Genomic DNA, 20,825 nt, shown 5'->3' with positions numbered 1-20,825 from the left:
AGCCGGTGTATAGCCGCATGTTGATTTCCGGCGCCCAATGCGGGTAATTTCTGACGGCTAATCGGAGTGCACCGACTCGGCGCAGAAACGGGCCGAGGAAATACCCCGGTTTCGCAGTCGATGACTATCGCGAAGCCAAGGCGCGCGGACGCTAAAGCGCCATTGGGGTCGATAGGGCAACGCAAAAAAGACTCATCGCGCACAGGAACGAGAAAACTTTAGCGGCATGGCGAGCGCCGAGTAGCGCTGCAATGCCTGGGCCAACAACACCGGTCTTGTCGACACCGCCGAGGTGAACGCAGCGTCACCGATGTTCAACAGGAAGTCAGATACTGTCTGGATGAGCGTTCGCCAGGAGACGACATGCGTCGCAGCGGTGACAGCGAATCCGGTATTTCGCCGTTTGACGTCCCGACGCCAAGGATGTGCTTGCGCAACTGCAATGCCTTCACTCGTGCTCGTTCGTCAAACATGGATTACTTCTCCAGGAGGGTGTGACGGGATCTCCATTATCAGTATGCGTATCGAGGTCTGGCTCGCACGCTACCGTGCATCCGAGCCGCGCGAATGCCACTGGACGATCACGTTTCGGACGCCGCCGGATGAATCAGACTCCGTCGATCGCCCCTGTGCAAAGGCGCTGTCCACATTTCCCACGATAGACGCTAGCGACCCAGGAAGATATCGTACCGTCGGTTATCGCGCTTCTACCTGCCCGTCTAAAGCCTATACGGCGGTATAGCGCAGGCGGCGACAGGGATAAGACCAATCCGCTCAGGTGTAGGGTCCAATACCGTCGTTCAGCAGCGTGCGGAAAGCCGGCGTGTACCCATGCGTGTTGTTCCGGTGGCCGCGATAAAGCGATTCGTTTTTTCGCCATCTCATCGCTCGCGCCTGCACCGCAGCAGCTATCGTTTTACCGAGATATCGGTGACGAGCCAAACGTTTGTCGCGTCCGTCGAGGTATCAACATATACCGTCACCAATACACTGGAGCGAAGCGGCCGCGACTGCCTCCTGGAAGTGCGCGACGACGGTCGTGGCGAAAACGGACGTCGGTTTTCCTCGCAAACGACGGAACCTGGTCGCGACGCACGCTTCACTATCCTGTGGCTGATCAATCAGCATGCCACCGGCCGCTACGACTCGCGAACCCTCGCATCAGACGAACCCGTACCGCTTACCGAGAGCGGCGAGAAGATCTGGCCACTGATCGACGCTGGCGCCGTCGTGAATCTCCTCAAGTTCGCACAGCAGATCGACAATGCCCGGATCGTAGGCATCGACGTTGGATGCATACAGCGCCTGCAGTAGCTTGCCGTCCCGGGCGTGCCGATAGTACGAAATGCCGATCCCTTCGATGTCCGGGTGATAAAACTCGTCGCTAACGAGCGATCCGACTGCGCACTCGCGGTCGTTGTCGCCGCGCAGCCGGCATGAGCCGTTCTCGTCCTCCGAGACGGCCCCCTGGTTAAGCAGATGAGCGCTGACGCGCTCGTATATCTTTCTTGCGCACTGCATCGCGACACCTGCGACCCTCAAGCAGCGGCTTTCAGAAACGTGGCCGACAGGGCAAATTGTCGAGCAATTGATGCCAGCCGCTCACTCCATTCCCATGTGCCAAATACATCGTGGACGTTCTGCAGACAACTAAGCAATTCGACAGTCACCGGATCGGACACATCGATGCGCGAGCGAAGCAGCGCGCGCTTGAGCGCCGCGACACCGATATCCATATAAGCCGGCACGTCCTTTGGCGGTTTTGCGACGTAGCGGATGGGCACGCCTTCCATTGCCGTCATATAGTCGCGCGGCTTAATGAAGCTGCCGACCGGACAGCTGCCGCAGTAGCCTCGATAGGCGCCGCCGCCGCGAGGCAGCAGGGAGGCTCGCGCCTGGCCGAATAAATGCTCTACAGCGTCGTTGAAAATCTCCTGACGTGTCAGGAAGCTCCGGCTTTTCATGTCCACCTCTTTGCGTCTTTCGCATCGGTCAGTCGTTGACAACGGGCAGCCTGCGCTCTAAGTATCAAACGTCGCCGCCGGGGCAAAGGGGCTGCTGCGAATACAAGCGACGCGAAGTTTTGACGAAACCTCGATTTGGCTCGAAGCTGCCTGCGCTAGTCAGACCGGAGGCCGTTGTAGGCGCAAAGCGCGGCTGCATCGGGCATGGGTTTACGGTACAGCCGCGACCGAAATTGGGCTATCACACGGAAGGAAGGAACGCCTCTACGTTGGGATGCACCGGCACAGTGCTCAGTGTTGCGTGAACATACGGGCGTATAGGCTCTGCCTCCGAGATTTCGATAACGATTGCGTACGCGACGCGAGTGGGCGACTGTGGGGCCGTAGCCGAATGCTGCTCGAGCAGCTCTTCCGGGTCACCGCGCCAAAGCGGGGGCTCTACGCCGCGATATGGTGAGCGTGATCGTTGCCCGCGAGCGCCGGATACCATCGCTCGAAGCATGAGACACCGGCGTGGGGCTGTGCGACGGAGAGCTGGAACACCTTTTTGAATCGTTTTATACGACGAAAGCGGGAGGCAAGGGCATGGGCCTTGCCATTTGCAGGTCCATTGCCGAGAGTCATGGCGAGCGCATCGACGCAGGCGCCGAACAAGCCTGGCAGTGCGGTGTTTCGCTTCGCCATCCCTGTCGAACGGCACGATTGTCCGCGTGCAGCAACTCAGCGCGCCTAAGACCGCAGGTTTAAAGCCCGCGGCGGCAGGGGCGGTTTGCGGCTGCGTTTGTGCTGCCGGGGCGTGCAGCGGCCAACAGCAGCTGTTTTCCGGTATCTCCTGCTTTTGTGCGGCCCCCGCGTCAAGCGGGGCCGGGTGGCTGCGCTTGCCAAGGCGCGCAGAGGTAAATCTGCAGCACGCCTCTGGCATCGACGACATAGTAAGCTCCGAACAGAGGGTGTATCCCTCGCCCCATGCCGCGGTTCATGTTCTAGCCGCTTCGTGCGACGCATTGCAGACGTAGATGCAAGGGTAGCGGGCCGCTTGGGCGGCGGCAAACCTCCATTCGGACATTTACCCTACTCCCGTTTTACCGTGTCATACTTGAAACGCGTCTTACGGGCGCAAAACGGCGCGGATGCGTCTCTGTCAAGCGGGCGAAATGTCTCGTCAGTCCGCCGCATTCTGGCGTGTTGAGGACTCGTTTATGGCTACCGATCGGCATGTACCGTCGTCTACGGGTGGAATCCGCGGCTCGACAGTCTTCGTCGTCGACGACGAAGAGTCCATCCGCCTCGCGCTGTGCGATCTACTGGAGTCCGTCGGGTATTCCGTCGAGACGTTCTGTTCCGTGCAGGAATTCGTGACGTTTCGCAAACCCGCCGGCCCGAGCTGTCTCATCCTCGATGTCAGGCTCAAAGGCGAAAGCGGTCTGGCGTTCCAGCAGGCGATGGCACGCGAGGGACTGCAAATGCCGGTTCTCTTCATGACGGGACACGGCGACATGGAAATGTCGGTGCGAGCAATGAGAGCTGGTGCATTCCATTTTTTCCCGAAGCCGTTTCGTGACCAGGATATGCTCGACGCGATTTCCGAGGCAATTTCGAAAGACTCGCAACGCCTCGAAAAGGAACACAGCCTCGCGGCTGTACGCGCCGCGTACGCCTCGCTGACGCCGCGCGAACGCGAGATCCTGGCGCTGGTGGTCAGCGGAATGCTGAACAAGCAGATCGCCGCGCAACTCAACCTGAGCGAAATCACGGTGAAAATCCATCGCGGCCAGTTGATGAAAAAAATGGGCGCGCGCTCACTCCCGGATCTCGTCTTCAAGGCCGCCGCACTCGAAATTGGGCGGCAACAAACAAAGCCGCGCCCTTAGGCTCGCGCCAGCCGCCATTGACGGAAAGAGGTCCGAACACGCTGTTTTGAGCGCCCCTGCCTAAATCCCGACGTTGCCGAGTGCTCGTTTCAGGAGCGCCGCATCCACGGGCTTGTCGAGCAGCGTGATGGCTGTGCTGGACTGCACCTGCATTCGCAGCGCGTCGCTGGGAAACGCGCTCACGAAGATCGTCGGCGGCGCGGCGCCCAGTGCGACAAGACGGTCAAGCAACTCCAGTCCTGACATGCCGGGCATGCGGACGTCGGAAAGCAGGACTCCGTTTTCGGTGCGAAGGTGCGACGCCCGCGCCGCCAGATAGTCGGAAGGCAGCGAGTAAGTTTCGGTCGAATAGCCAAGCGATTGCACCAGGCTTTCGAGCGCCAGGCGGGATGATTCGTCGTCGTCGACAATCCAGACGATCCCGGAAACGGAAGCCCGCGGCTGTCGTTGCGAGGGGCTTCGGGAGGACATAAGGTCGCTTGCCAATGATTGCTAATTCAATCTAGACCCTTGAGCGTCGACTTGTCCATCATACCGGCGTATGTCTGACTATCCCTTCCGGAATGATGAGACGCAGTGCGTCGGCCCCCGCATCGAGACTTGCCGGGCGCGCCCTCGCTCAAGGTTTCATCGTACGAACGCCGTCCAAGGAACCTTGAGTACGCCTCTCGTGGCTAATCTTACCGCCGCGGTGCTGCCTCGGAATGTTGCCCCCGAACCTCTTCTGACTGTCCCCATATCTTTTCCTTACGGTTGCTAGAGTCTTCTGCAGAGCGAGACGCGCAGTCCGGCAAGTTCCATTACCGATTATCGCGACTGAACTGCTCCACGGCGGCCCGCGTCGACGTTGTCTTCAAACGCAAAAACCTACGCTTCGGATCTTTCAGAGCGACGGTAAGCCGAGCCATACCGACGTATGAGCTCGACAAACAACGGTGGGCGAAAGTCCAAACGCTCGCAGAATGGATTCGATACCACCCGGCCGTCTATCTTGGCAATCATAGGCGGTGCTGCTTACAAGTCGACTCCCTTTAAAGGCACGACAGGTCCCGCCCCCGCCTATCGGTGAGCGTTGACCTGCAAGTCGTTCTGTGCGTCGACAGGCTCAGATGCGTTACGTGTTGGAGACACACGTTTTCGTCTCGGCATGCCCGTCAAAGGTTAACCATGTTTAGCAAACGCACAGGTCATCGCTGTTTTCCGCGGGCGGAAACAAAGGTGTCCAACGGCAACAGCATCGGCGGATCGGCCGGGCTCGCAGTCACCATTTCGGCGCTTGTTGTCTGCTGGTGGGAATTGATCAAGATATCTTTGGACTTCGCATTGACCGACAGCGACGCGGCACTCGGCGCGACAGTAGGCACAAGACTGATCGTGGTGGTGTCTGGACTCGCGGTCGTAGGCGACGCCCCCTTCGCGCGGCCCGTTTTCTGTTTTCTGTGCGCGATGAGCGTGCTTGCAGTCGGTCCGGCCATCCCGCTTGAGCTCACAGACTCGCTCCTGATACCAGCCGTCTCGTTCGTCGACTGCGTAACGAAAACATTGTTTCTCGCTTGCGCGTTCTCCTCGTCTGGCAGGAATGGTCGTGACAAGCGCAACCACAGTCACGTTTTTGAAGTAGCCGTACTGCCGCCACGCGACTGACGCGCCGACAACGCTTTTTCCCCAACCTTCATTTTGAGGTGACTTTCATGTCCAACTGTTTGCATAACTGGATCTACGTCGGCGCAAACGCTTACGACGAATACACCTATGTCCCGTGGCTTAAGCGGAACGTCTACCGGAGAACCGTCGACCTTTGCAGAGTTTGTATCCAATAGTAGTCAATACACTTCTATCCGACTTCCCTCATTTCACCGGTAGCACTCGACGTCAAGTCGGCGTTTCTGAGGTCCGAGGGCTCGTCTTGTTCAGTTTGCGCAGGAGTGTTTAGTTCCCAATAAACGACCTGGTGGGAACTAAAGTGGACGAGATATTGAGTCGTAGCCCGAAGAGCAAACAACCGAACTTTCCTGTCGAAACGACGCGGCACCTGGTCGAGCAGACCTTATAACGGGGAGCTTCGGTATCGCTGATTGCCCGCCCGAACAGCACAAATCTGCTATTCAGGTGACGACGCCCGCATCTTCAAGGCATATTCGACACACCACGTCCTGAGCATGGGGCTGCAGCCTCAAATCCCGAGACCGGTGCGCCGGTACTACTGCCGTTGAGCATTGTGGCCGAAGTGTAGACGTCTGAGCGCCCGGTCAATGTCCGCGGGAAGTGTTTTGCGGGGCGGTTTCTGCGTCGTGGCCATCGTGTCCGGCATCGGCGTCGGGCCGCAGAATTTACCGGAGCGCCTTATTGCGACACAGCATCGCCAAGGGGCAGATGAAAGACGCAGGCAAACCAAGCCATCGGTATGGCGGACGATTGTCGGCAAGCGCGAACCCGCCCCGCGGAGCCATGTGCTTCGATGATCGAACGGGAGATCGACAGCCCCATCCCCAAGCCGGTGGATTTCGTCGTGTAGAAGGGGGCGAAAAGGCGCTCGGCGCTTTCCGGGGAAAAGCCTGGCCCCGAATCGCACACTGCCACAAGCACGCAGCCAGCGTCGGCCTTCTCCGTGCTGACCAGCACTTCCCGCGCGCCGTCGCTAGCGCCGCTGATGGCCTCGATCGCGTTGATCACCAGGTGAAGGAGGACCTGTTGCAATTCGATACGGTTTCCCTCGATGAAGGGCAAGCCGTCGGCCAGTTGTGTCTTTACCAGAGCGATTCCTCGCCGTCGTGGTCAGTTGCGCGGCGCGTTGGTACTATCGACTCCAGTTAAGCCTGCGCGACATCGAGGAGTTGCGGTTCTGTTGCAATAGCAGAGGCCGGTATGCTACGGGACCCCGTTTTACCAAAGTTATCCCCCTTCATTGCCGGCCTGCGATAAGCATCATCGTTGCGTCACGTGTGTGGCAGACTTGTCTTCATGACTGGCGGCCTTTGCGCCGGACAGCGCCAGCGACTCGGCTATCCCGGCATCGGCAGATGGTCCGCGGTCGTCAATGCACTGCACAAGTGGTGATACGCCACCGCGCGGGGTCCTTGCGGCGATCCGCAAGTCCGCTGCCCCAGCGCGACGATGACTTGCGGCGGCTTGGGCTGTATCTTGTTTGGATGGCACTCCGAGCGGCATTTGGGTACGCCTCCAATTGGGTCGATCGACCCCGAGCGGACCGTTAGGGAGCAGCATGAGGGCGTTGATTCTGGCATGCGTATGCATACCGTCGGTTATCGCGGCGCAGGGTTTGTTGACTCCCCCCGTGTCCACCGCCTCTTCCGCCACGGTCACCGCGATTGTCGCCGCCGCGAGTAACTACCTGGCCGAAGCGAAGCGTGTGGTCGATGCCGCGGCGCAACCCGCTCCACCCTGGAACGGGCCGCGCAACGGGCCGCGCGCGCAACCCGGGAAACGCGTCGCCATCGTCGCCGAAGATTTGCGCAACGGCGGCATCGTCGGCGTGGTCGACGGTGTGCTGGAGGCGGCCAAGGTCATCGGCTGGAGCGTACAGATATTCGACTCCGGCGGCTCGCCGGACCTGCGGCTGAAGATGCTTGCGAATGCGCTGGCAAGTCGTCCAGACGGTCTGATCATCGTCGGAGGCGACGCACGCGCGCTGCTGCCCGGGCTGCGGCCGTTTGCCGAGCGGAGCATTCCGATCGTCGGCTGGCATGTCGCGGCCCGGGCCGGACCGGTGCCTGGCACGCCCGTGGCGATGAACGTAGCGACGGATCCGCTCGAGGTCGCGCGCGTGACCGCGCTGGCGGCCATCGTGCAGTCCGGCGGGCATGCGGGAGTCGTCATCTTCACCGACTCCAATTTCCGGATTGCGCAAGGCAAGGCGGATGAAATGGCTGCCGTCGTGCGCTCGTGCAGCGGCTGCACCTTGCTCGATGTGCGCGACGTGCCGATCTCGCGCAGCCAGGAACTGATGCCGGGCGTGACACGCGCCTTGCTCGCGCGGTATGGCAAGCGCTGGACGTATGCGCTGGCCGTCAACGACATCTACTTCGACTACGCCGCCCCGGTGCTGACCCAGGCCGGAATGCCGAACGCCGCGATGGCCATGCTGTCGGCTGGCGACGGCAGCGAGTCCGCCTTCCTGCGTATCCGGACGGGCACCTTCCAGACGGGCACTGTGGCCGAACCCTTGAATCTGCACGGCTGGCAGTTGGTCGACGAGATGAACCGGCTTTTCGCCGGCGGAGGCGTCACGGGTTACGTGTTTCCGGTGCATCTCGTGACGGCGGACAACATCGCCGCGGACGGCGGCGATCGTCTGATCTACGACCCCGCCAACGGCTACCGCGATATTTATCGCCGCATCTGGCAACGCCCATGAAACTACCGCTCCCCCAGTCGCTCACCGCGCAGTTTGCGCTCGTCGCTTCGTGCCTGGCCGCCCTGGTGGTCGCGGTCGGTGTCACGACCATTTACTCGTTGGCCGGTTCGGCCCACGCGATCCGCCAGTTGGCCGAAGAGCGGCTGGCGCGCCAGGAAGATGCACACGACCTGGCGCAGCGCACGCTGATGATCGAACGCCTGGCATTGCAGTTGTCCAGTGACGATACGGTGGACGCTGTGCGCGAGACGCATCGGCATGTCATCGAACAGCTGGCCTCCTTTGACCGCCTGGTAGACCGTCTGGCATCCGCGGCGAGCGACGCCGTCACTGTCGATGCGCTGGCGCTGCATCGGTCCAGCCAGCGCTTCCGCAACACGGTCAACATCGAGGCGCAGGTGCGCGAAACCGCGCTGCGCGCCGCAGCCGCGCCGGCGTCCGCGCCGCGGCCCGGCGCGTCATTGGCCAGCCTGGACGACGATCTGCGCCGCCAGGCCGACGCCTTGGCGGCCGCGGCGCGCCAGCAGTCGGATTATTTCACGCGCGACTACCGCAAAGCGGTCCAGTCTCTGGCCGAAGACTCGGACCGCACGCGCAGGTGGGTCATCGGCGAAGTTGCGGTGAGCCTGCTGCTTGCCTGGCTGATCGCCCGCGCATTCCTCGGTCGCCACGTCGTGGCACGGCTGCGCCGAGTCAGCCACTTCCTGCGGCACGGTGACGTCGACAGCGTGCAAGCCGGCGTCCCTGTTCACGGCGGCGACGAGATCGCCGATATGGCGCGCGCAGTCGAGCAGTTCCTCGAAGACCGGCGCCAGCGCAGCCGGGCCGAGGACGCGCTGAAGGAGCTCAACGCCGAACTGGAGACCCGCGTCACGCAGCGCACGGCCGAACTCAGCACGGCGCTTGCGGGCCAGACGGCCGAGATCGCCGAACGACAGCGCGCCGAAGAGACAGCGCGAGCGAGTGAACATTTCCTGGACAGCATCATCGAAAACATCCCGGATGTAGTCTTCGTCAAGGATGCAGTGACCCTGCAGTTCGTGCGCTTTAACAAGGCAGGAGAGCAACTGCTCGGCTACCGGCGCGAGGAACTCATCGGCAAATCCGTCCATGACCTGTTTCCGGTCCAGGAGGCCGATTTCTTTGCGCTGAAGGATCGTGCCGTGCTGGAGTCGCGGCGGATGGTCGAGGTGCCGGAGGAACGGGTTCTAACGCGTAATGGGCCGCGCCTTGTACACACGATGAAGATCCCGATCTTCGATGCGCGCGGCGAGCCGCAGTTCCTGCTCGGCATCTCACGCGACATCACGGAGCAAAAGCGCGCGGAAGCCGAGCTACGGGAGAGCGAGCGGCGCTACCGCGAAGTTCAGACGGCGCTGGCGCACGCGAATCGCGTGACGACGATGGAGCACCTCGCGGCCTCGATCAGCCATGAAATCAAGCAGCCGGTCGCGGCGACCGTCGCCAATGCTCAGGCCGGGCTGCTTTGGTTAGGTGCCAATCCGCCGGTTCTCGAGCAAGCCCGGCAAGCGTTCGATCGAATCATCAAGGACGCGAAGCGCGCCAGCGAGGTCACGAACCGGGTTCACGGTCTCGTCCGGAACGTCCCGCCGTTCAAGCAAAGCCTGCAGATGAACGAGGTGATCCATGAGGTCATTGCCCTCACGTCCAGTGAGGTTGCGAAAAACGGCGTATCCACGCGGATGCAGCTTGCGAAGGACTTGCCGCCCGTTGAAGGCGATCGCGTCGAACTCCAACAGGTCATGCTGAACCTCATCATCAACGCCGTGGAGGCGATGAGCGTCGTTGAAGACGGCCGGCGGGAACTGATCATCAGCACCGCCAACGACAAATCGGGCCGCGTCCTCGTTTCCGTGCGCGATTCGGGACCGGGGTTGGCGGTCGACAACGTGGAGCGTCTCTTTGAGCCGTTTTACACGACGAAGGCTGGCGGCATGGGGATGGGGCTCTCGATTTGTCGTTCGATTATAGAAGCGCACGGAGGACGTCTGTCGGCGAGCTCGAACGAGCCCCGCGGCGCCGTGTTTCAGTTCACCCTGGCCGTGGCGCCATGCCCGTCCGGTGTCACGACGGGTGCAGACGTTCGTTCAAGCGGTGCAATCGACTGAAATGGGTGTGCGCCGTGAAAAGGCGGCGCTTTCTAGCGGGTGCAAGCGCCGCCCGACAACCGCTCCCGCCGGAAGCAAACGGCGCAGCTATGGAGGCAACGAAGTCCTTCGCGACCATCACCCACAGCATGCGGGCATGCTTGTTGGCAATGGCGGTCAGCGTTTTGTGATAGCCGTTGCGTTCACGGATCTGCCTGATCCACCGTTGCCGGCTAGAGGCTGATCGACTCACGGTGCGCATCGAAGAATGCGCTGAGCGCGGCGCGGCGTTCTGCGACGCAGAGGCCGTCGTACAGCCGCGACGCGACGTGCTGCATCGGCGCGAACCAGAACGTCGCGGGCTCGAAGCTGAGACGCGATGTGACCGTATCGAGCGGCGCCGCGAACGCCGTTGCCACTTGATCGTCGCCGAAGAATTCGAGCGCATCCGGAAGCGCGACGCGCAACCGTTCAGGTGGCCACCCTCGCGGCGCAACGTACGCGGCGTATCCGTCGAGCGCGTCGAACGCGGCCATCGGTTCGAGCACCCGCCAGGCGTCGACCACGTCGTGTGCGAAGATCGACAGGCGATCCAGACTCGGGCATGCAGGCACCACGCCGCGCTTGCTGCAAGCCCAACAAAGGCTAGAGTCCGCCGAGTTCGTTGAAGCCAGCCGGCACGCGGCCTGAACCCGCTGTATCGGTGCCTTAGCTGGTAGCTAACGACCTACCGCGGTGCACAAGTCACCAACAGGTGCAGCCATCGCGACGTGCACCAGGTCGCGGTCTTTTGGCCACTGTGGACGACCAGACTACTGCCGACGGATTAATTATGCGCCTCGTTACAAGCTGCCATTACCGGCAGATGCGATGTTCTCCGCGCTGTCGGCGACCGTTGTCTTTGCGGCGCAAAGCGATCCGCGGAAACACGGAGCGAGCGACCGTGACCTATCCGGTCACATGCCGCGCGATCTATACTGTCGCGACAAGACAGATTCATTCGTGCGCCCTCCTGAACCGTCGATTGAGCGGTGAACTAACGCGGCTTTACGTCCGTCGGTGCTTCGCGCGTCCATCAGAGACCAGACGAAAATGAATGTCCTTCGTTTCCCTAACGGACGGGCGATGATCGCGATGTCGATACTGGCGTTGCTGATCTTCTTCGCCGATACCGTCACGGTTCTCGACATCGCCGTCGCCACGTTGTACGTGCTTGTTGTGCTGCTGTCGGCGAGATTCGGATCGACGCGCACGGTCATGCTGGTGGGCGCAGGGTGCATCGCGCTCGCGGTGATCAGTTGGGGGCTCACGCGCCCTGCCGGCCCCATCCTGGAGGGCATCGTAAATGAGGTGATCAGCAATCTCACGATTGCACTGGTGACCGTTCTCACTATCCGCAGCCTTCGCACAGAACAGCGGCACCGATATCAGGCCAGCCTGCTCGAACTGACGCGCGATGCTTTCTTTACGTGGGACATGAGCGGGAAGGTCCTCTACTGGAACCGTGGCGCCGAAGCACTGAACGGCTTCGACCGGGCAGCGGCCATAGGCAAGGTCGTGCACACATTGCTCAACACTCAATTCGTCGTACCGCTCGAGCAGATCGTTGACCGGCTTCATCAGCACGATAGCTGGGAAGGCCAGTTCGCCAGGCGTCGCGCCGACGGCGCCCCGCGCATCGTGAGTTGCCGTCTCACTTTGCAGCGGGATGCGGCCGGGCGCGCTTCCATGGTCCTCGAGACCAACAATGACATCACCGAGCGCGTACGGCTCGAGGACGCGCTGGAGCAGGCGCGGTCCGACCTGGTTCGAATGAATCGGGTGCTCGTCCTGGGCGAGTTGACGGCGTCGATCGCGCATATGGCTTGCCCCCCCACGCGGTCAAGGGTTTCCCCCAAACACTTCTACTGCCGAATCCATCGTACGCAAGCCGCGGACACGCTATCCACGCCGCGCGGCCAAAATTGCAGCAGGCATCGTTCGCTGCGGCAAAAAACGATGTGCGCGGTTCAGAGAGTCGCCGCGTCGTGCACCACGCAGGCCAGGATCATCGCTTCCGCATTGATGGGCGTTGGGCGTGAGATCGGCTTGTAGACGGCGTCGCCGGGATTGATCGCTTGCCCGCTCATCGCGCAGAAGCCCGGCATGCGGGCGCGCGCCATGCGCCAGGCCTGGTCGCCGAAACAGCCGCGCGTCGCATCGCGCCAGGCAATCGTGGCCGTCGACGACGTCGGCCGGTCGATCAGCGTCACTGCGGCGGTAAAGCATCCATCGGCACAGTGCGCCTTCTGACGGCGCTGCTCGGCCCCTTCCACAGCGGCCAACCGGCGCGAAGGCGTCCCCAGCAGACAGATGGTCTGCTCCCACGGATCCATCACGTTTGCGTTTGCCAGCATGTCGAAACTCCTTGCGAAAGCGATCGGGTTAGCATTGCTTCTGGACTTTGGGACGCGGCGAAGGGCAGCGCGCCGTTCTCCTCCCGCGACGGGCATGCTGGCGACTTATCCACCATTCACAGTCCGCGTCTCGTCAGTCGGTAACAGCGGCTGGCCGCGGCCTTCGTGATGCCAAGCATGCATCGGCCAGGCGCGAAGGTTGTTCTGCATCGTCTGCTGCGCGCCATTGCGCGCGCCAGGTCGGGCCGTGCGGGCCGCGCCTGGCCGCGGGCATAGAGATATGGTCTGAAGCACTCCTGCGATGCGAACGACATATTTCTCTCCATATGTTGCAAGCCAGTCCGGTTTTTATGCTCAACCGCTCGTGCGACTCTTCCGACGTCGATTCCAGCATACGGATGCCCGCAGGCGGCTGCAAAGCTGCGTTTGGACATTCACCTCATACCTGGGGCTATGCCGTGTCATACTTCCTGGCGTCTCGTTGCCTGGATCGGCCGCGACGCGTCCCGATCGGGCAAGCGAAGTGTCTGAACCTTCGGGCGCGCTCTTCAAGGAATCTGTTATGGCTATCGATAGGCATGCGCCGCCGTCCACGAGCGGAATCCCCGGCTCCACAGTTTTCGTTGTGGACGACGAAGAGTCCATGCGTCTGGCGTTGCGTGACTTGCTGGAATCAGGGGGGTATTGCGTCGAGCCGTTCGGTTCCGTCCGCGAATTCCTGGAGTTTCGCAAACCCGGCGGTCCTAGCTGTCTCATCCTCGATGTCAGGCTGAAAGGCGAGAGCGGGCTGGCCTTCCAGCAGGCGATGGCGCGCGAGGCATTACATATGCCGGTGCTTTTTATGACCGGTCACGGGGACATGGAAATGTCGGTGCGTGCAATGAAAGCCGGCGCGTTCCATTTTTTCCCGAAGCCTTTCCGCGACCAGGACATGCTCAATGCGATCTCCGAGGCAATATCGAAAGACGCGCAGCGCCTCGAAAAGGAACTCCGCCTGAATGTTCTACGCGAGGCCCATAAGTCGCTCACGCCGCGCGAGCGCGACATCCTGGCGCTAGTCGTCAGCGGAATGCTGAACAAGCAGATTGCCGTCCAGCTCAACGTAAGCGAAATCACCGTCAAGATCCATCGCGGTCAGTTGATGAAGAAGATGGGCGCGCACTCACTCGCGGACCTCGTGTTCAAGGCCGCCGCACTCGACATCGGCCCCCAGCAGGGAGGTCCGCGCCCCTGAGCACTATCTGGAGACCGTGACCGAAGAGTTCGGCACAGCTCCGGCCTTGCGCGTCACCATTCAGATCCGGATATTGGCGAGCTCGCGCTTCAAGGCTGCCGCGTCCACCGGTTTGTCGAGGAGCGCGACAGCCGGGCTCGCCTGCCCCCGCAAATGCAACCGTCGCTGGGGAACGCGCTCACAAAGATTGTCGGCGGCGCCGCGCCCAGCGCGACAAGACGATCGAGCAACTCCAGGCCCGACATCCCGGGCATGCGGATGTCGGAAATCAGAACTCCGTTCTGAGTGCGCAGGTGAGAGGTGCGCGCCGCCAGGTAGTCGGTCGCCAGCGGAAAAACCTGCGTCGAATAGCCAATCGACTGCACAAGGCTTTCGATTGCGAGGCGCGACGATTCATCGTCGTCGATGATCCAGACCGTCCCAAAGACGGGAGTCGGCAGCTGCTGTCTGGATGGACTTCGTGAGGGCAAGCATCGACCTGTCCATGTACCGGCGTATGTTCCGCTATCCCTTCCGGAATGTATAGCCCGAAGCTCGGCACGACATTGCGGCTTGTGGTGCGCGCCATCGCTCGAAACGCTGCCCATGTCCGTTCGAGGTTGTAGCCGCCCTATGCCGGGCGGCCCGCGTCGTCCTCAATCCCGAAACGCCACCGTTGCTGACCAACAAGCAGTCATGTCGTGGACATGCCATCGGGCCGTATGACGCCACCCCACGTCTGTAGCGACTGGGAAAGAACCCTGCACCTGCGGCACCTCTCCTCGAGACCGCCGGTAGCGCGAGCAATACCGGCGTATAGCTGCGGCAAACAACGGTTGGCAGAAGTCGAAACATTCGGAGAATGGATTCGATACCAATCTTCGTCCTATCTTGGCAACCATAGGCGGTGCGGCTGGAACAGTGACTACTTCGAAGTTATGACAGGTCCCCCGTCCCGTCTGTCGGAAGCAATGCGTCGCAAGCTGTTCACGCGTCGACAGCAATTCGCAAATTGCTTTCGAACGCGCATTCTCGTCTCAGCATGCCCGCGCGAAGGTTGAACCATGCTCAGCAAACATACAGGTCATCGCTTTTCTCCGCAGGCGGAACCGCACGCGAGCGCCTGCAGTCAGCCGACCGGGCGCGCGGTGATCATTGCAGCGCTCGTCGTCTGCTGGTGGGCACTGATCGAGACAGCTCTGGACTTCGCAATGACAGACGGCGACACCGCGCTCGCCACGACGATAGGCACACGGTTGATCGTGACCGTGTCCGGGCTCGCGGTCGTACTCGAAGCACGAATCGCACGTCCCTTTTTCTGCTTTCTCTGCGCGATGAGCATACTGGCGGTCGCACCGACGATTGCCCTCCAGTTCAACGACTCGCTGCTCCAACCGGCCGTGTCTTTCATCGGCTGCGCAACAAAAGCGCTCTTTCTCACCTGCGCCTTTGTGTCCGCGGAGAGAAGCCATGGCCGCGGCCACCGCACCGGTAATCACGCGTGCCCCACTATCCGTGCTGTCACCGCGCATCCCAAGCGTAGACAACACTTTTCGCCAGACTTCATGCCAAGGTGACTGACATGGCCAACTCCTTACACCACTGGATCTACATCGGCGCAAACGCATATGACGAATATACGTTTGTCCCTTGGCTTAACCGCAACGTTTACCGGAGAACGGTCGACCTGTGTCGAGTCTGCATCCAGTAACCGCTTATCTGTTTTCTCTCCGGCTGTCTGATCTCACTAGCTGCACATGGTTCGGAGATCGTCGTGCCGCATGTCCGGCCGCCTGTCTTTGCCATGTTGCGACGGAAACTGCTGTTCATCTGTTCAAGCAGTCCTCCACCCACCGTGGATCGGTACCGCCGCGGCGCCAGGTCGCAGGCTGCAGAAGCAGCGATGGCTTCTTTGGCCGGTAGCCTGGAGTTTCCCGCTTGGCTTCATTGAGATCCTGGCAGGCTGGTTTACTGCTGAGGTTGGCCGGCAACCGTGGGCCGTATGGGGCGTTCTGCGTACCGCGAACGCATTGACGCCCGGCCTCTCCGCGCACTTCGCAGCTGCGACGCTGACGCTTTATGTTGCGGTCTACGGGTTTATCTTCTGCTTCGGCATCTACTACATCCTTCGGATCGTGATGAGCGGTGTGACGACAGGTGAGGTGATCGGCTTCTGACTAGGGGAACAATCATGCTTGAATGGCTCTGGTTACTAGCATTCATCTTCGCGCTTGTCGCCTATGTCTCACTTGACGGCTTCGATCTCGGGGTCGGCGTATTGAGCGGGTTCGCAAAAAAACGGGCGTTGAGAGACCAGATGCTCGCGTCCATCGCCCCGGTATGGGACGGCAATGGGACGTGGCTCGTTATTGCCGGCACGACCCTGTTCGGCGCGTTTCCAGCCGTGTATTCCATCATGCTACCGGCGCTGTATGGTCCTCTGGCCGGCATGCTCACTGGCCTGATCATGCGCGGCGTGGCGATCGAGTTCAGTCACAAAGCAGAACGATCGCGATGGGTCTGTGATGTGATGCTGTTTGCGGGTTCGCTACTTGCGGCGTTCATGCAGGGCGTCTCTGTCGGAACGTACGCTCAGGGTATTCCTGTTATGAACCTGCGATACACAGGCAGTAGTTTGGAGTGGTGCGATGCGTTCCCGTTGTGGTGCGGTGTGGCGCTCAGCCTTGGATATGCCACGCTCGGCGCGGGTTGGCTCGTGCTCAAGGGTGACCGCACGTTGCAGGAGTTCGGCCGCGCTGCGGCGCGTCGGCTCATGCCGCTTGTTATCGTCGCGGCCACTTCGGTGGTCGTGCTGACGCTTGTAATGCACGGCGGTGTGCGCGCACGGTGGTTTGCTCACCCGGTGCTTTTCTTCTTGCCAGTACTCGCATTGCTGGCTTTCTGTGCGGCGGGTTGGGCTGCGCGGCATGGCTCACCGAAGCTTCCTTATCTTTACACAGCAGCAAGCTTCGTACTGCTGCTTCTCGCTTTGGTGGGGTCCTACCTGCCCTACATCATTCCTTTTCAGGTCACGTTGTCTGATGCCGCTGCGCCGCCGGCGTCGCAGGCATTCATGTTCTGGGGCGCAGGGCTCTTCGTGCTACCGCTCATCGTGCTGTACACGTGTGTCGCGTATTCGGTGTTCCGGGGCGAGGTCTCGAAAGACCAGGCCTATCACTGACGTGCCCGCTCCCCACTCAACTTGTTCAAGGGCTGACCATGAAAGTCGCACTCTTCATTCCCTGTTTCATTGACGCGTTCTTTCCTGATGTGGGCATTGCGACACTGCAATTGCTGGAACGCCTCGGCTGCGACGTCGACTATCCACTGGATCAGACGTGCTGCGGGCAGCCGATGGGCAACAGCGGCTGCGAGAAGGAAGCCGTCGCCACCGAAAACCTCTTCGTGCGCAACTTCACCGGCTACGACTACATCGTCGCGCCCAGCGGCAGTTGCGTGCACCACGTGCGTGACCATTTGAGCGCGGCAGACCAGACGCCCGATGCGCTGGCAGTGCGGTCCAACACCTACGAACTGGTGGAGTTCCTGCACGACGTGCTGCAGGTACGAGAGTTCCCGTGGGCCGAATTTCCGCACAAGGTCGGCCTGCACAACAGTTGCGGCACGCTGCGTTCGCTGCGCACCGCGAAGATGTCAGAGATCGATGAGCCGTTTTTCTCGAAGCCATTGACCCTGCTCAGGGGTGTCAGGGGCATCGAGTTCATCCAGCCTGACCGTCCCGACGAGTGCTGCGGGTTCGGCGGCACGTTCTGCGTGTCGGAGGAGCCGGTGTCGGCGCGCATGGGCGCCGACAAGGTCCGCGATCACAAGCGCAATGGCGCCGAGTACATCGTGTCGGCCGATTCGTCGTGCCTCATGCACCAGAAAGGTTGCTCGGACCGTCTCGAGCTGGGCCTGAAGTTCATCCATATCGCGCAGATTCTCAATGGAGCACAAGCATGACAGGTGTTGACCATGTCGGCTTTTCGGAGAAGTTCATCGCTGACGAAAAGCACATCCAGTTCCACGACAAACGCCTGTGGGAGCTGCGCACCGGACGCGACGCAGAGGTGCATGGCATCGCCGAGTGGGAGGAGTTGCGCTCGCTCGCCTCGGGGATCAAGGAGCATACGCTCACGCACCTCGCGGACTATCTGGAGCAGTTCGAGCGTAATGCGACGGCCAACGGCGTGACTGTGCACTGGGCCAAAGATGCCGAAGAGCACAACCGCATCGTCTACGAGATCCTGAGTCAGCGTCACGCGAGGCTGCTCGTCAAGAGCAAGTCGATGCTGACCGAAGAGTGCGACATGCGCCCGTACCTTGAGGAGCGCGGCATCACCGTCGTGGAAACGGATCTGGGTGAACAAATCCAGCAGTTCGATGACGAGCTTCCCTCGCATATCGTGGTCCCGGCCGTGCACAAGCTCGCCACGGACGTAGCGAAGATCTTCTCGGAGAAGATTGGCACCGACCCGAACGAGAGCAACATCCCTAAGCTTGCCGAAGCGCAGAGAAAAGCCACGCGTCCGCTTATCCTCAACGCCGATGCGGGCATGACCGGCTGCAACTTCGCGGTTGCGGAAACGGGCGGCATTACCGTCTGTACCAACGAGGGCACCGCAGACCTGAGCGCGAACGTGCCGCCGCTGCATATAGCGTCGATCGGCATCGAGAAGCTGATTCCGAAGCTCGAACATCTCGGCGTCTTTATCCGCATGCTCTCGCGCAACGCCATCGGCTCGCCGATCACCCAGTACACGTCGCACTTTCGCGGTCCACGCAAGGATAGCGAAATGCATTTCGTGCTGGTCGACAACGGCCGTTCAGAACGGCTCGGCATGGACGACTTCTGGTATTCGCTCAAGTGCATCCGCTGCGGAGCGTGCATGAACACATGCCCTGTCTACCGGCGCAGCAGCGGCCTGAGCTATGGCGGTGTCTATTCGGGTCCGATCGGCGCGATCATCAATCCGACTTTCAACCTGAAGAAGTACAGCTCGTTGCCCTTTGCCTCGACGATGAACGGCAGCTGCACGAGCGTGTGCCCCGTCAGGATCAACATACACGAGCAGATCTACAAGTGGCGGCAGATCGTCGCCGAGCAGCACGAGCTTCCGTTCGTCAAGCAGGAGGCCATGAAGGTGGCCGGCCAGGTGCTGTCGCACCCGGCGCTGTACCGGGCGGCCGTCAAGACAGCCGGGACGGCCGTTTCCGTGTTGCCGCGCGCCGTGCTCTACAACCCGCTTAATGCGTGGGGCAGGCACCGTGAGGTGCCTGATGCGCCCAAGGAAACATTTCGCGATTGGTATCTCAAGAGGAGCAGTAAATGAACAGCCGCAATATGATTTTGTCCCGTTTGCGCGAGGTCTCACCCGTGCCGCGCCGCTTGCCGGAGGTGCCGATGTTCGATAGCGCATTGCCACCGGTGGTGACGAGCTTCCGCAAATCGCTCGACCGGCTTGGCGGCGTCTGGTGCCTACTGCCCGAGGACACCAGCCTCGAGCAATTTGTCCGCTCGCGTTTCCGCGATGCCACGGTGTTCTGTTCAGCGACGCCCGAGTTCACGGGCACGCGTGACATCGCGTTGGTTGACGATCCCCGTGCGCTCAATGACGTGGATGTCGGGATCGTGCGCCCGGCGTTTGCTGTCGCCGAGACAGGGTCCATCTGGCTGAGCGAAGCGCAATACAACGTCAATGCACTCGGCTACCTGTCGCAGCATCTGATCGCGTTGCTGGATCCCGCGGATATCGTGGGCAATCTGCATCAGGCGTATCACCGCAAGGAGTTCTTCGAGGCCAACTACGCGGTGCTGATGAGCGGCCCGTCGGCGACCGCGGACATCGAGGGCGTACTGGTTCGCGGTGCGCAGGGTATCCGGTCGCTGACGGTCATACCGGTCGCGAGGCCGGCTACCGCGCGCTAGGGCCGGAGACCTCCACGAACGGTTTAGCCGCCAGCCGCAACGCGATGATACGGTTCCTGGGCCATGGACGGCATCGCCTGCCCTGTCCGAGGCCTTCAAGGCCGGCCTCCGTTGCTGGTGGACGATGGCATTGCGATGAACCACGGCATCACGTCGAGCGATTCGGATAGCGGCGAAACCGCGCTCGGCGGGGGCGAGTTTATCGACCGCTATGTGTTCCCGGACGGCGAGTTGCCCACGTCGGCCTCGGGCTCGAAGCGATGCAGCGCGGCGGGCTCGAAGCGGTTGACGTCGAAAGCCTGCGCCGTCACTATGCGCACACGCTGGATCTTTGGGCGGAAAATTTCGAGGCGCGCGCGCACGAAGCCCAATGGATTCGCTCTCCCTTGCAACACGGGCCCGAGAGGGGATAGAAAAGTCCGTAACTTTAGGAATTTGAAGGAAGTCTGCTACGCTGCGCGCTTCACCACCCTCGCATTGAAACGATGGAAAGCCCTTTCAACGATCGCGGCGTGTCGGTCACGCGCAACGCCCTCTCATCCGCAGGTCAGGTCTTCCCGCTGCGCGATATCGTCGACGTGCAGGTCGTGACCGTGCAGAAGAACAAGGTCGTGCCGCTCGTGATCTCGGTGGCCGGGCTGATCGGCGCAATCGTCGGGGGCGTGCTCCACTCGGCGTCGGGACTCGTATGCGGGGTGATGCTGATCGTGGTCGGTTGGCTTACCTGGGTGACCCAGGACATCACGCATCGGCTGATGGTCAAGACGGCCGACGGCGAGCGCGAAGCGCTGATGAGTACGGATCGCGAGTTCGTCGAACGCGTCGGCGAGGCAGTGCATCGGGCGAAGGCCGCGGCTGCCGCGCCGAAGGCTTGACGCGGGGCGACGATCGAACATGACGAAGCCGTGCGCGACGGATCAGCACCAGCCTCGCACGGCTTTCGATCTGCTTGCCCGCAAGCAACGACTA

The 20,825-nt window shown here is 61.3% G+C and carries 21 protein-coding genes and 1 pseudogene; 16 read left to right on the top strand and 6 right to left on the bottom strand.

Annotation, left to right across the window (positions count from 1 at the left end; all coding sequences use genetic code 11):
* Positions 1 to 831 precede the first annotated feature (831 nt).
* Complete coding sequence (locus tag OKW30_RS27550; RefSeq protein ID WP_429348162.1) at positions 832 to 1,314, top strand: hypothetical protein; 483 nt, start codon at positions 832 to 834, stop codon at positions 1,312 to 1,314.
* Between the two features lie 224 nt (positions 1,315 to 1,538).
* On the opposite strand, the gene OKW30_RS27545 is transcribed toward OKW30_RS27550, so the two are convergent.
* On the bottom strand, positions 1,539 to 1,964 hold the full coding sequence (locus OKW30_RS27545) for a hypothetical protein (RefSeq protein ID WP_187628424.1): 426 nt from the start codon (positions 1,962 to 1,964) through the stop codon (positions 1,539 to 1,541).
* Between the two features lie 513 nt (positions 1,965 to 2,477).
* On the opposite strand from OKW30_RS27545, the gene OKW30_RS27540 reads away from it, so the two are divergent.
* Positions 2,478 to 2,711, top strand: a complete 234-nt coding sequence (locus OKW30_RS27540; RefSeq protein ID WP_187628425.1) for an ATP-binding protein — start codon at positions 2,478 to 2,480, stop codon at positions 2,709 to 2,711.
* A gap of 452 nt (positions 2,712 to 3,163) precedes the next feature.
* Positions 3,164 to 3,835 (top strand): response regulator transcription factor, encoded by a 672-nt coding sequence (locus OKW30_RS27535; protein ID WP_187628426.1) that lies wholly within the window; start codon positions 3,164 to 3,166, stop codon positions 3,833 to 3,835.
* 60 nt (positions 3,836 to 3,895) lie between these two features.
* Here OKW30_RS27535 and OKW30_RS27530 read toward each other — a convergent pair whose 3' ends face one another.
* On the bottom strand, positions 3,896 to 4,306 hold the full coding sequence (locus tag OKW30_RS27530; RefSeq protein ID WP_429348161.1) for a response regulator transcription factor: 411 nt from the start codon (positions 4,304 to 4,306) through the stop codon (positions 3,896 to 3,898).
* A gap of 747 nt (positions 4,307 to 5,053) precedes the next feature.
* Here OKW30_RS27530 and OKW30_RS27525 point away from each other — a divergent pair.
* Entirely contained in the window at positions 5,054 to 5,479 is a 426-nt protein-coding gene (locus OKW30_RS27525; RefSeq protein ID WP_429348160.1) for a hypothetical protein, read from the top strand.
* A gap of 699 nt (positions 5,480 to 6,178) precedes the next feature.
* Here OKW30_RS27525 and OKW30_RS27520 read toward each other — a convergent pair.
* The gene (locus tag OKW30_RS27520; protein ID WP_429348159.1) at positions 6,179 to 6,562 is read right to left on the bottom strand and encodes an ATP-binding protein; all 384 of its coding nucleotides are present in this window, start codon (positions 6,560 to 6,562) and stop codon (positions 6,179 to 6,181) included.
* A 496-nt stretch (positions 6,563 to 7,058) separates the two neighbouring features.
* On the opposite strand from OKW30_RS27520, the gene OKW30_RS27515 reads away from it, so the two are divergent.
* Both OKW30_RS27515 and OKW30_RS27510 read left to right on the top strand, forming a co-directional pair.
* Positions 7,059 to 8,210 (top strand): substrate-binding domain-containing protein, encoded by a 1,152-nt coding sequence (locus tag OKW30_RS27515; protein ID WP_187628494.1) that lies wholly within the window; start codon positions 7,059 to 7,061, stop codon positions 8,208 to 8,210.
* Positions 8,207 to 10,339, top strand: coding sequence for an ATP-binding protein (locus OKW30_RS27510; RefSeq protein WP_429348158.1), 2,133 nt, complete (start codon positions 8,207 to 8,209; stop codon positions 10,337 to 10,339). The genes OKW30_RS27515 and OKW30_RS27510 overlap by 4 nt, the downstream gene beginning before the upstream one ends.
* Positions 10,340 to 10,551: 212 nt before the next feature.
* On the opposite strand, the gene OKW30_RS27505 is transcribed toward OKW30_RS27510, so the two are convergent.
* Entirely contained in the window at positions 10,552 to 10,932 is a 381-nt protein-coding gene (locus tag OKW30_RS27505) for a hypothetical protein (RefSeq protein ID WP_184072452.1), read from the bottom strand.
* Between the two features lie 511 nt (positions 10,933 to 11,443).
* Here OKW30_RS27505 and OKW30_RS27500 point away from each other — a divergent pair.
* A complete protein-coding gene (locus OKW30_RS27500) occupies positions 11,444 to 12,412 on the top strand; it encodes a PAS domain S-box protein (RefSeq protein ID WP_184072454.1) in 969 nt (322 codons plus the stop codon).
* On the opposite strand, the gene OKW30_RS27495 is transcribed toward OKW30_RS27500, so the two are convergent.
* Positions 12,328 to 12,714 carry a DUF3331 domain-containing protein gene (locus OKW30_RS27495; protein WP_184072456.1) on the bottom strand — a complete coding sequence of 129 codons (387 nt, stop codon included), beginning with the start codon at positions 12,712 to 12,714 and terminating at the stop codon, positions 12,328 to 12,330. The two genes, OKW30_RS27500 and OKW30_RS27495, sit on opposite strands and share 85 nt — an antisense overlap.
* 562 nt (positions 12,715 to 13,276) lie before the next feature.
* Here OKW30_RS27495 and OKW30_RS27490 point away from each other — a divergent pair.
* Entirely contained in the window at positions 13,277 to 13,948 is a 672-nt protein-coding gene (locus OKW30_RS27490; RefSeq protein ID WP_429348157.1) for a response regulator transcription factor, read from the top strand.
* Positions 13,949 to 14,037: 89 nt separating this feature from the next.
* On the opposite strand, the gene OKW30_RS27485 is transcribed toward OKW30_RS27490, so the two are convergent.
* Positions 14,038 to 14,418, bottom strand: coding sequence for a response regulator (locus tag OKW30_RS27485; RefSeq protein WP_429348156.1), 381 nt, complete (start codon positions 14,416 to 14,418; stop codon positions 14,038 to 14,040).
* Between the two features lie 573 nt (positions 14,419 to 14,991).
* Between OKW30_RS27485 and OKW30_RS27480 the strand changes: the two genes are divergently transcribed.
* From OKW30_RS27480 to OKW30_RS27445, 8 genes and pseudogenes are all read left to right on the top strand, one after another.
* Positions 14,992 to 15,504, top strand: coding sequence for a hypothetical protein (locus tag OKW30_RS27480; protein ID WP_429348155.1), 513 nt, complete (start codon positions 14,992 to 14,994; stop codon positions 15,502 to 15,504).
* A 204-nt stretch (positions 15,505 to 15,708) separates the two neighbouring features.
* A complete protein-coding gene (locus tag OKW30_RS27475; protein ID WP_429348154.1) occupies positions 15,709 to 16,104 on the top strand; it encodes a cytochrome ubiquinol oxidase subunit I in 396 nt (131 codons plus the stop codon).
* Positions 16,105 to 16,118: 14 nt separating this feature from the next.
* The gene (gene cydB / locus OKW30_RS27470) at positions 16,119 to 17,108 is read left to right on the top strand and encodes a cytochrome d ubiquinol oxidase subunit II (protein WP_429348153.1); all 990 of its coding nucleotides are present in this window, start codon (positions 16,119 to 16,121) and stop codon (positions 17,106 to 17,108) included.
* A 38-nt stretch (positions 17,109 to 17,146) separates the two neighbouring features.
* The gene (locus OKW30_RS27465; RefSeq protein WP_429290811.1) at positions 17,147 to 17,890 is read left to right on the top strand and encodes a (Fe-S)-binding protein; all 744 of its coding nucleotides are present in this window, start codon (positions 17,147 to 17,149) and stop codon (positions 17,888 to 17,890) included.
* Positions 17,887 to 19,260 (top strand): lactate utilization protein B, encoded by a 1,374-nt coding sequence (locus OKW30_RS27460; protein WP_429348152.1) that lies wholly within the window; start codon positions 17,887 to 17,889, stop codon positions 19,258 to 19,260. The genes OKW30_RS27465 and OKW30_RS27460 overlap by 4 nt, the downstream gene beginning before the upstream one ends.
* Entirely contained in the window at positions 19,257 to 19,856 is a 600-nt protein-coding gene (locus tag OKW30_RS27455) for a LutC/YkgG family protein (protein ID WP_184072470.1), read from the top strand. Before OKW30_RS27460 ends, OKW30_RS27455 begins: the two co-directional genes overlap by 4 nt.
* Before the next feature lie 63 nt (positions 19,857 to 19,919).
* Positions 19,920 to 20,269 (top strand): annotated as a pseudogene (locus OKW30_RS27450) (class I SAM-dependent methyltransferase).
* A 72-nt stretch (positions 20,270 to 20,341) separates the two neighbouring features.
* Positions 20,342 to 20,731 carry a DUF6232 family protein gene (locus OKW30_RS27445; protein ID WP_184072498.1) on the top strand — a complete coding sequence of 130 codons (390 nt, stop codon included), beginning with the start codon at positions 20,342 to 20,344 and terminating at the stop codon, positions 20,729 to 20,731.
* Positions 20,732 to 20,825 lie beyond the last annotated feature (94 nt).

The organism is Paraburkholderia sp. Clong3 (genome assembly GCF_050436485.1).
Classification (GTDB): Bacteria; Pseudomonadota; Gammaproteobacteria; order Burkholderiales; family Burkholderiaceae; genus Paraburkholderia; species Paraburkholderia tuberum.
Note: the sequence above shows the minus strand (reverse complement) of the source record. Positions and strands in the feature narration are given on the sequence as shown.

Excerpts from the sequence above, each read along its gene's own strand:
- OKW30_RS27490 (WP_429348157.1), top strand. The coding sequence starts at position 13,277 with ATGGCTATCGATAGGCATGCGCCGCCGTCCACGAGCGGAATCCCCGGC.
- OKW30_RS27480 (WP_429348155.1), top strand. The coding sequence starts at position 14,992 with ATGCTCAGCAAACATACAGGTCATCGCTTTTCTCCGCAGGCGGAACCG.
- OKW30_RS27535 (WP_187628426.1), top strand. The coding sequence starts at position 3,164 with ATGGCTACCGATCGGCATGTACCGTCGTCTACGGGTGGAATCCGCGGC.
- cydB (WP_429348153.1), top strand. The coding sequence starts at position 16,119 with ATGCTTGAATGGCTCTGGTTACTAGCATTCATCTTCGCGCTTGTCGCC.
- OKW30_RS27455 (WP_184072470.1), top strand. The coding sequence starts at position 19,257 with ATGAACAGCCGCAATATGATTTTGTCCCGTTTGCGCGAGGTCTCACCC.
- OKW30_RS27510 (WP_429348158.1), top strand. The coding sequence starts at position 8,207 with ATGAAACTACCGCTCCCCCAGTCGCTCACCGCGCAGTTTGCGCTCGTC.
- OKW30_RS27545 (WP_187628424.1), bottom strand. The coding sequence starts at position 1,964 with ATGAAAAGCCGGAGCTTCCTGACACGTCAGGAGATTTTCAACGACGCT.
- OKW30_RS27500 (WP_184072454.1), top strand. The coding sequence starts at position 11,444 with ATGATCGCGATGTCGATACTGGCGTTGCTGATCTTCTTCGCCGATACC.
- OKW30_RS27495 (WP_184072456.1), bottom strand. The coding sequence starts at position 12,714 with ATGCTGGCAAACGCAAACGTGATGGATCCGTGGGAGCAGACCATCTGT.
- OKW30_RS27465 (WP_429290811.1), top strand. The coding sequence starts at position 17,147 with ATGAAAGTCGCACTCTTCATTCCCTGTTTCATTGACGCGTTCTTTCCT.
- OKW30_RS27475 (WP_429348154.1), top strand. The coding sequence starts at position 15,709 with ATGTCCGGCCGCCTGTCTTTGCCATGTTGCGACGGAAACTGCTGTTCA.
- OKW30_RS27460 (WP_429348152.1), top strand. The coding sequence starts at position 17,887 with ATGACAGGTGTTGACCATGTCGGCTTTTCGGAGAAGTTCATCGCTGAC.
- OKW30_RS27445 (WP_184072498.1), top strand. The coding sequence starts at position 20,342 with ATGGAAAGCCCTTTCAACGATCGCGGCGTGTCGGTCACGCGCAACGCC.
- OKW30_RS27530 (WP_429348161.1), bottom strand. The coding sequence starts at position 4,306 with ATGTCCTCCCGAAGCCCCTCGCAACGACAGCCGCGGGCTTCCGTTTCC.
- OKW30_RS27515 (WP_187628494.1), top strand. The coding sequence starts at position 7,059 with ATGAGGGCGTTGATTCTGGCATGCGTATGCATACCGTCGGTTATCGCG.
- OKW30_RS27550 (WP_429348162.1), top strand. The coding sequence starts at position 832 with ATGCGTGTTGTTCCGGTGGCCGCGATAAAGCGATTCGTTTTTTCGCCA.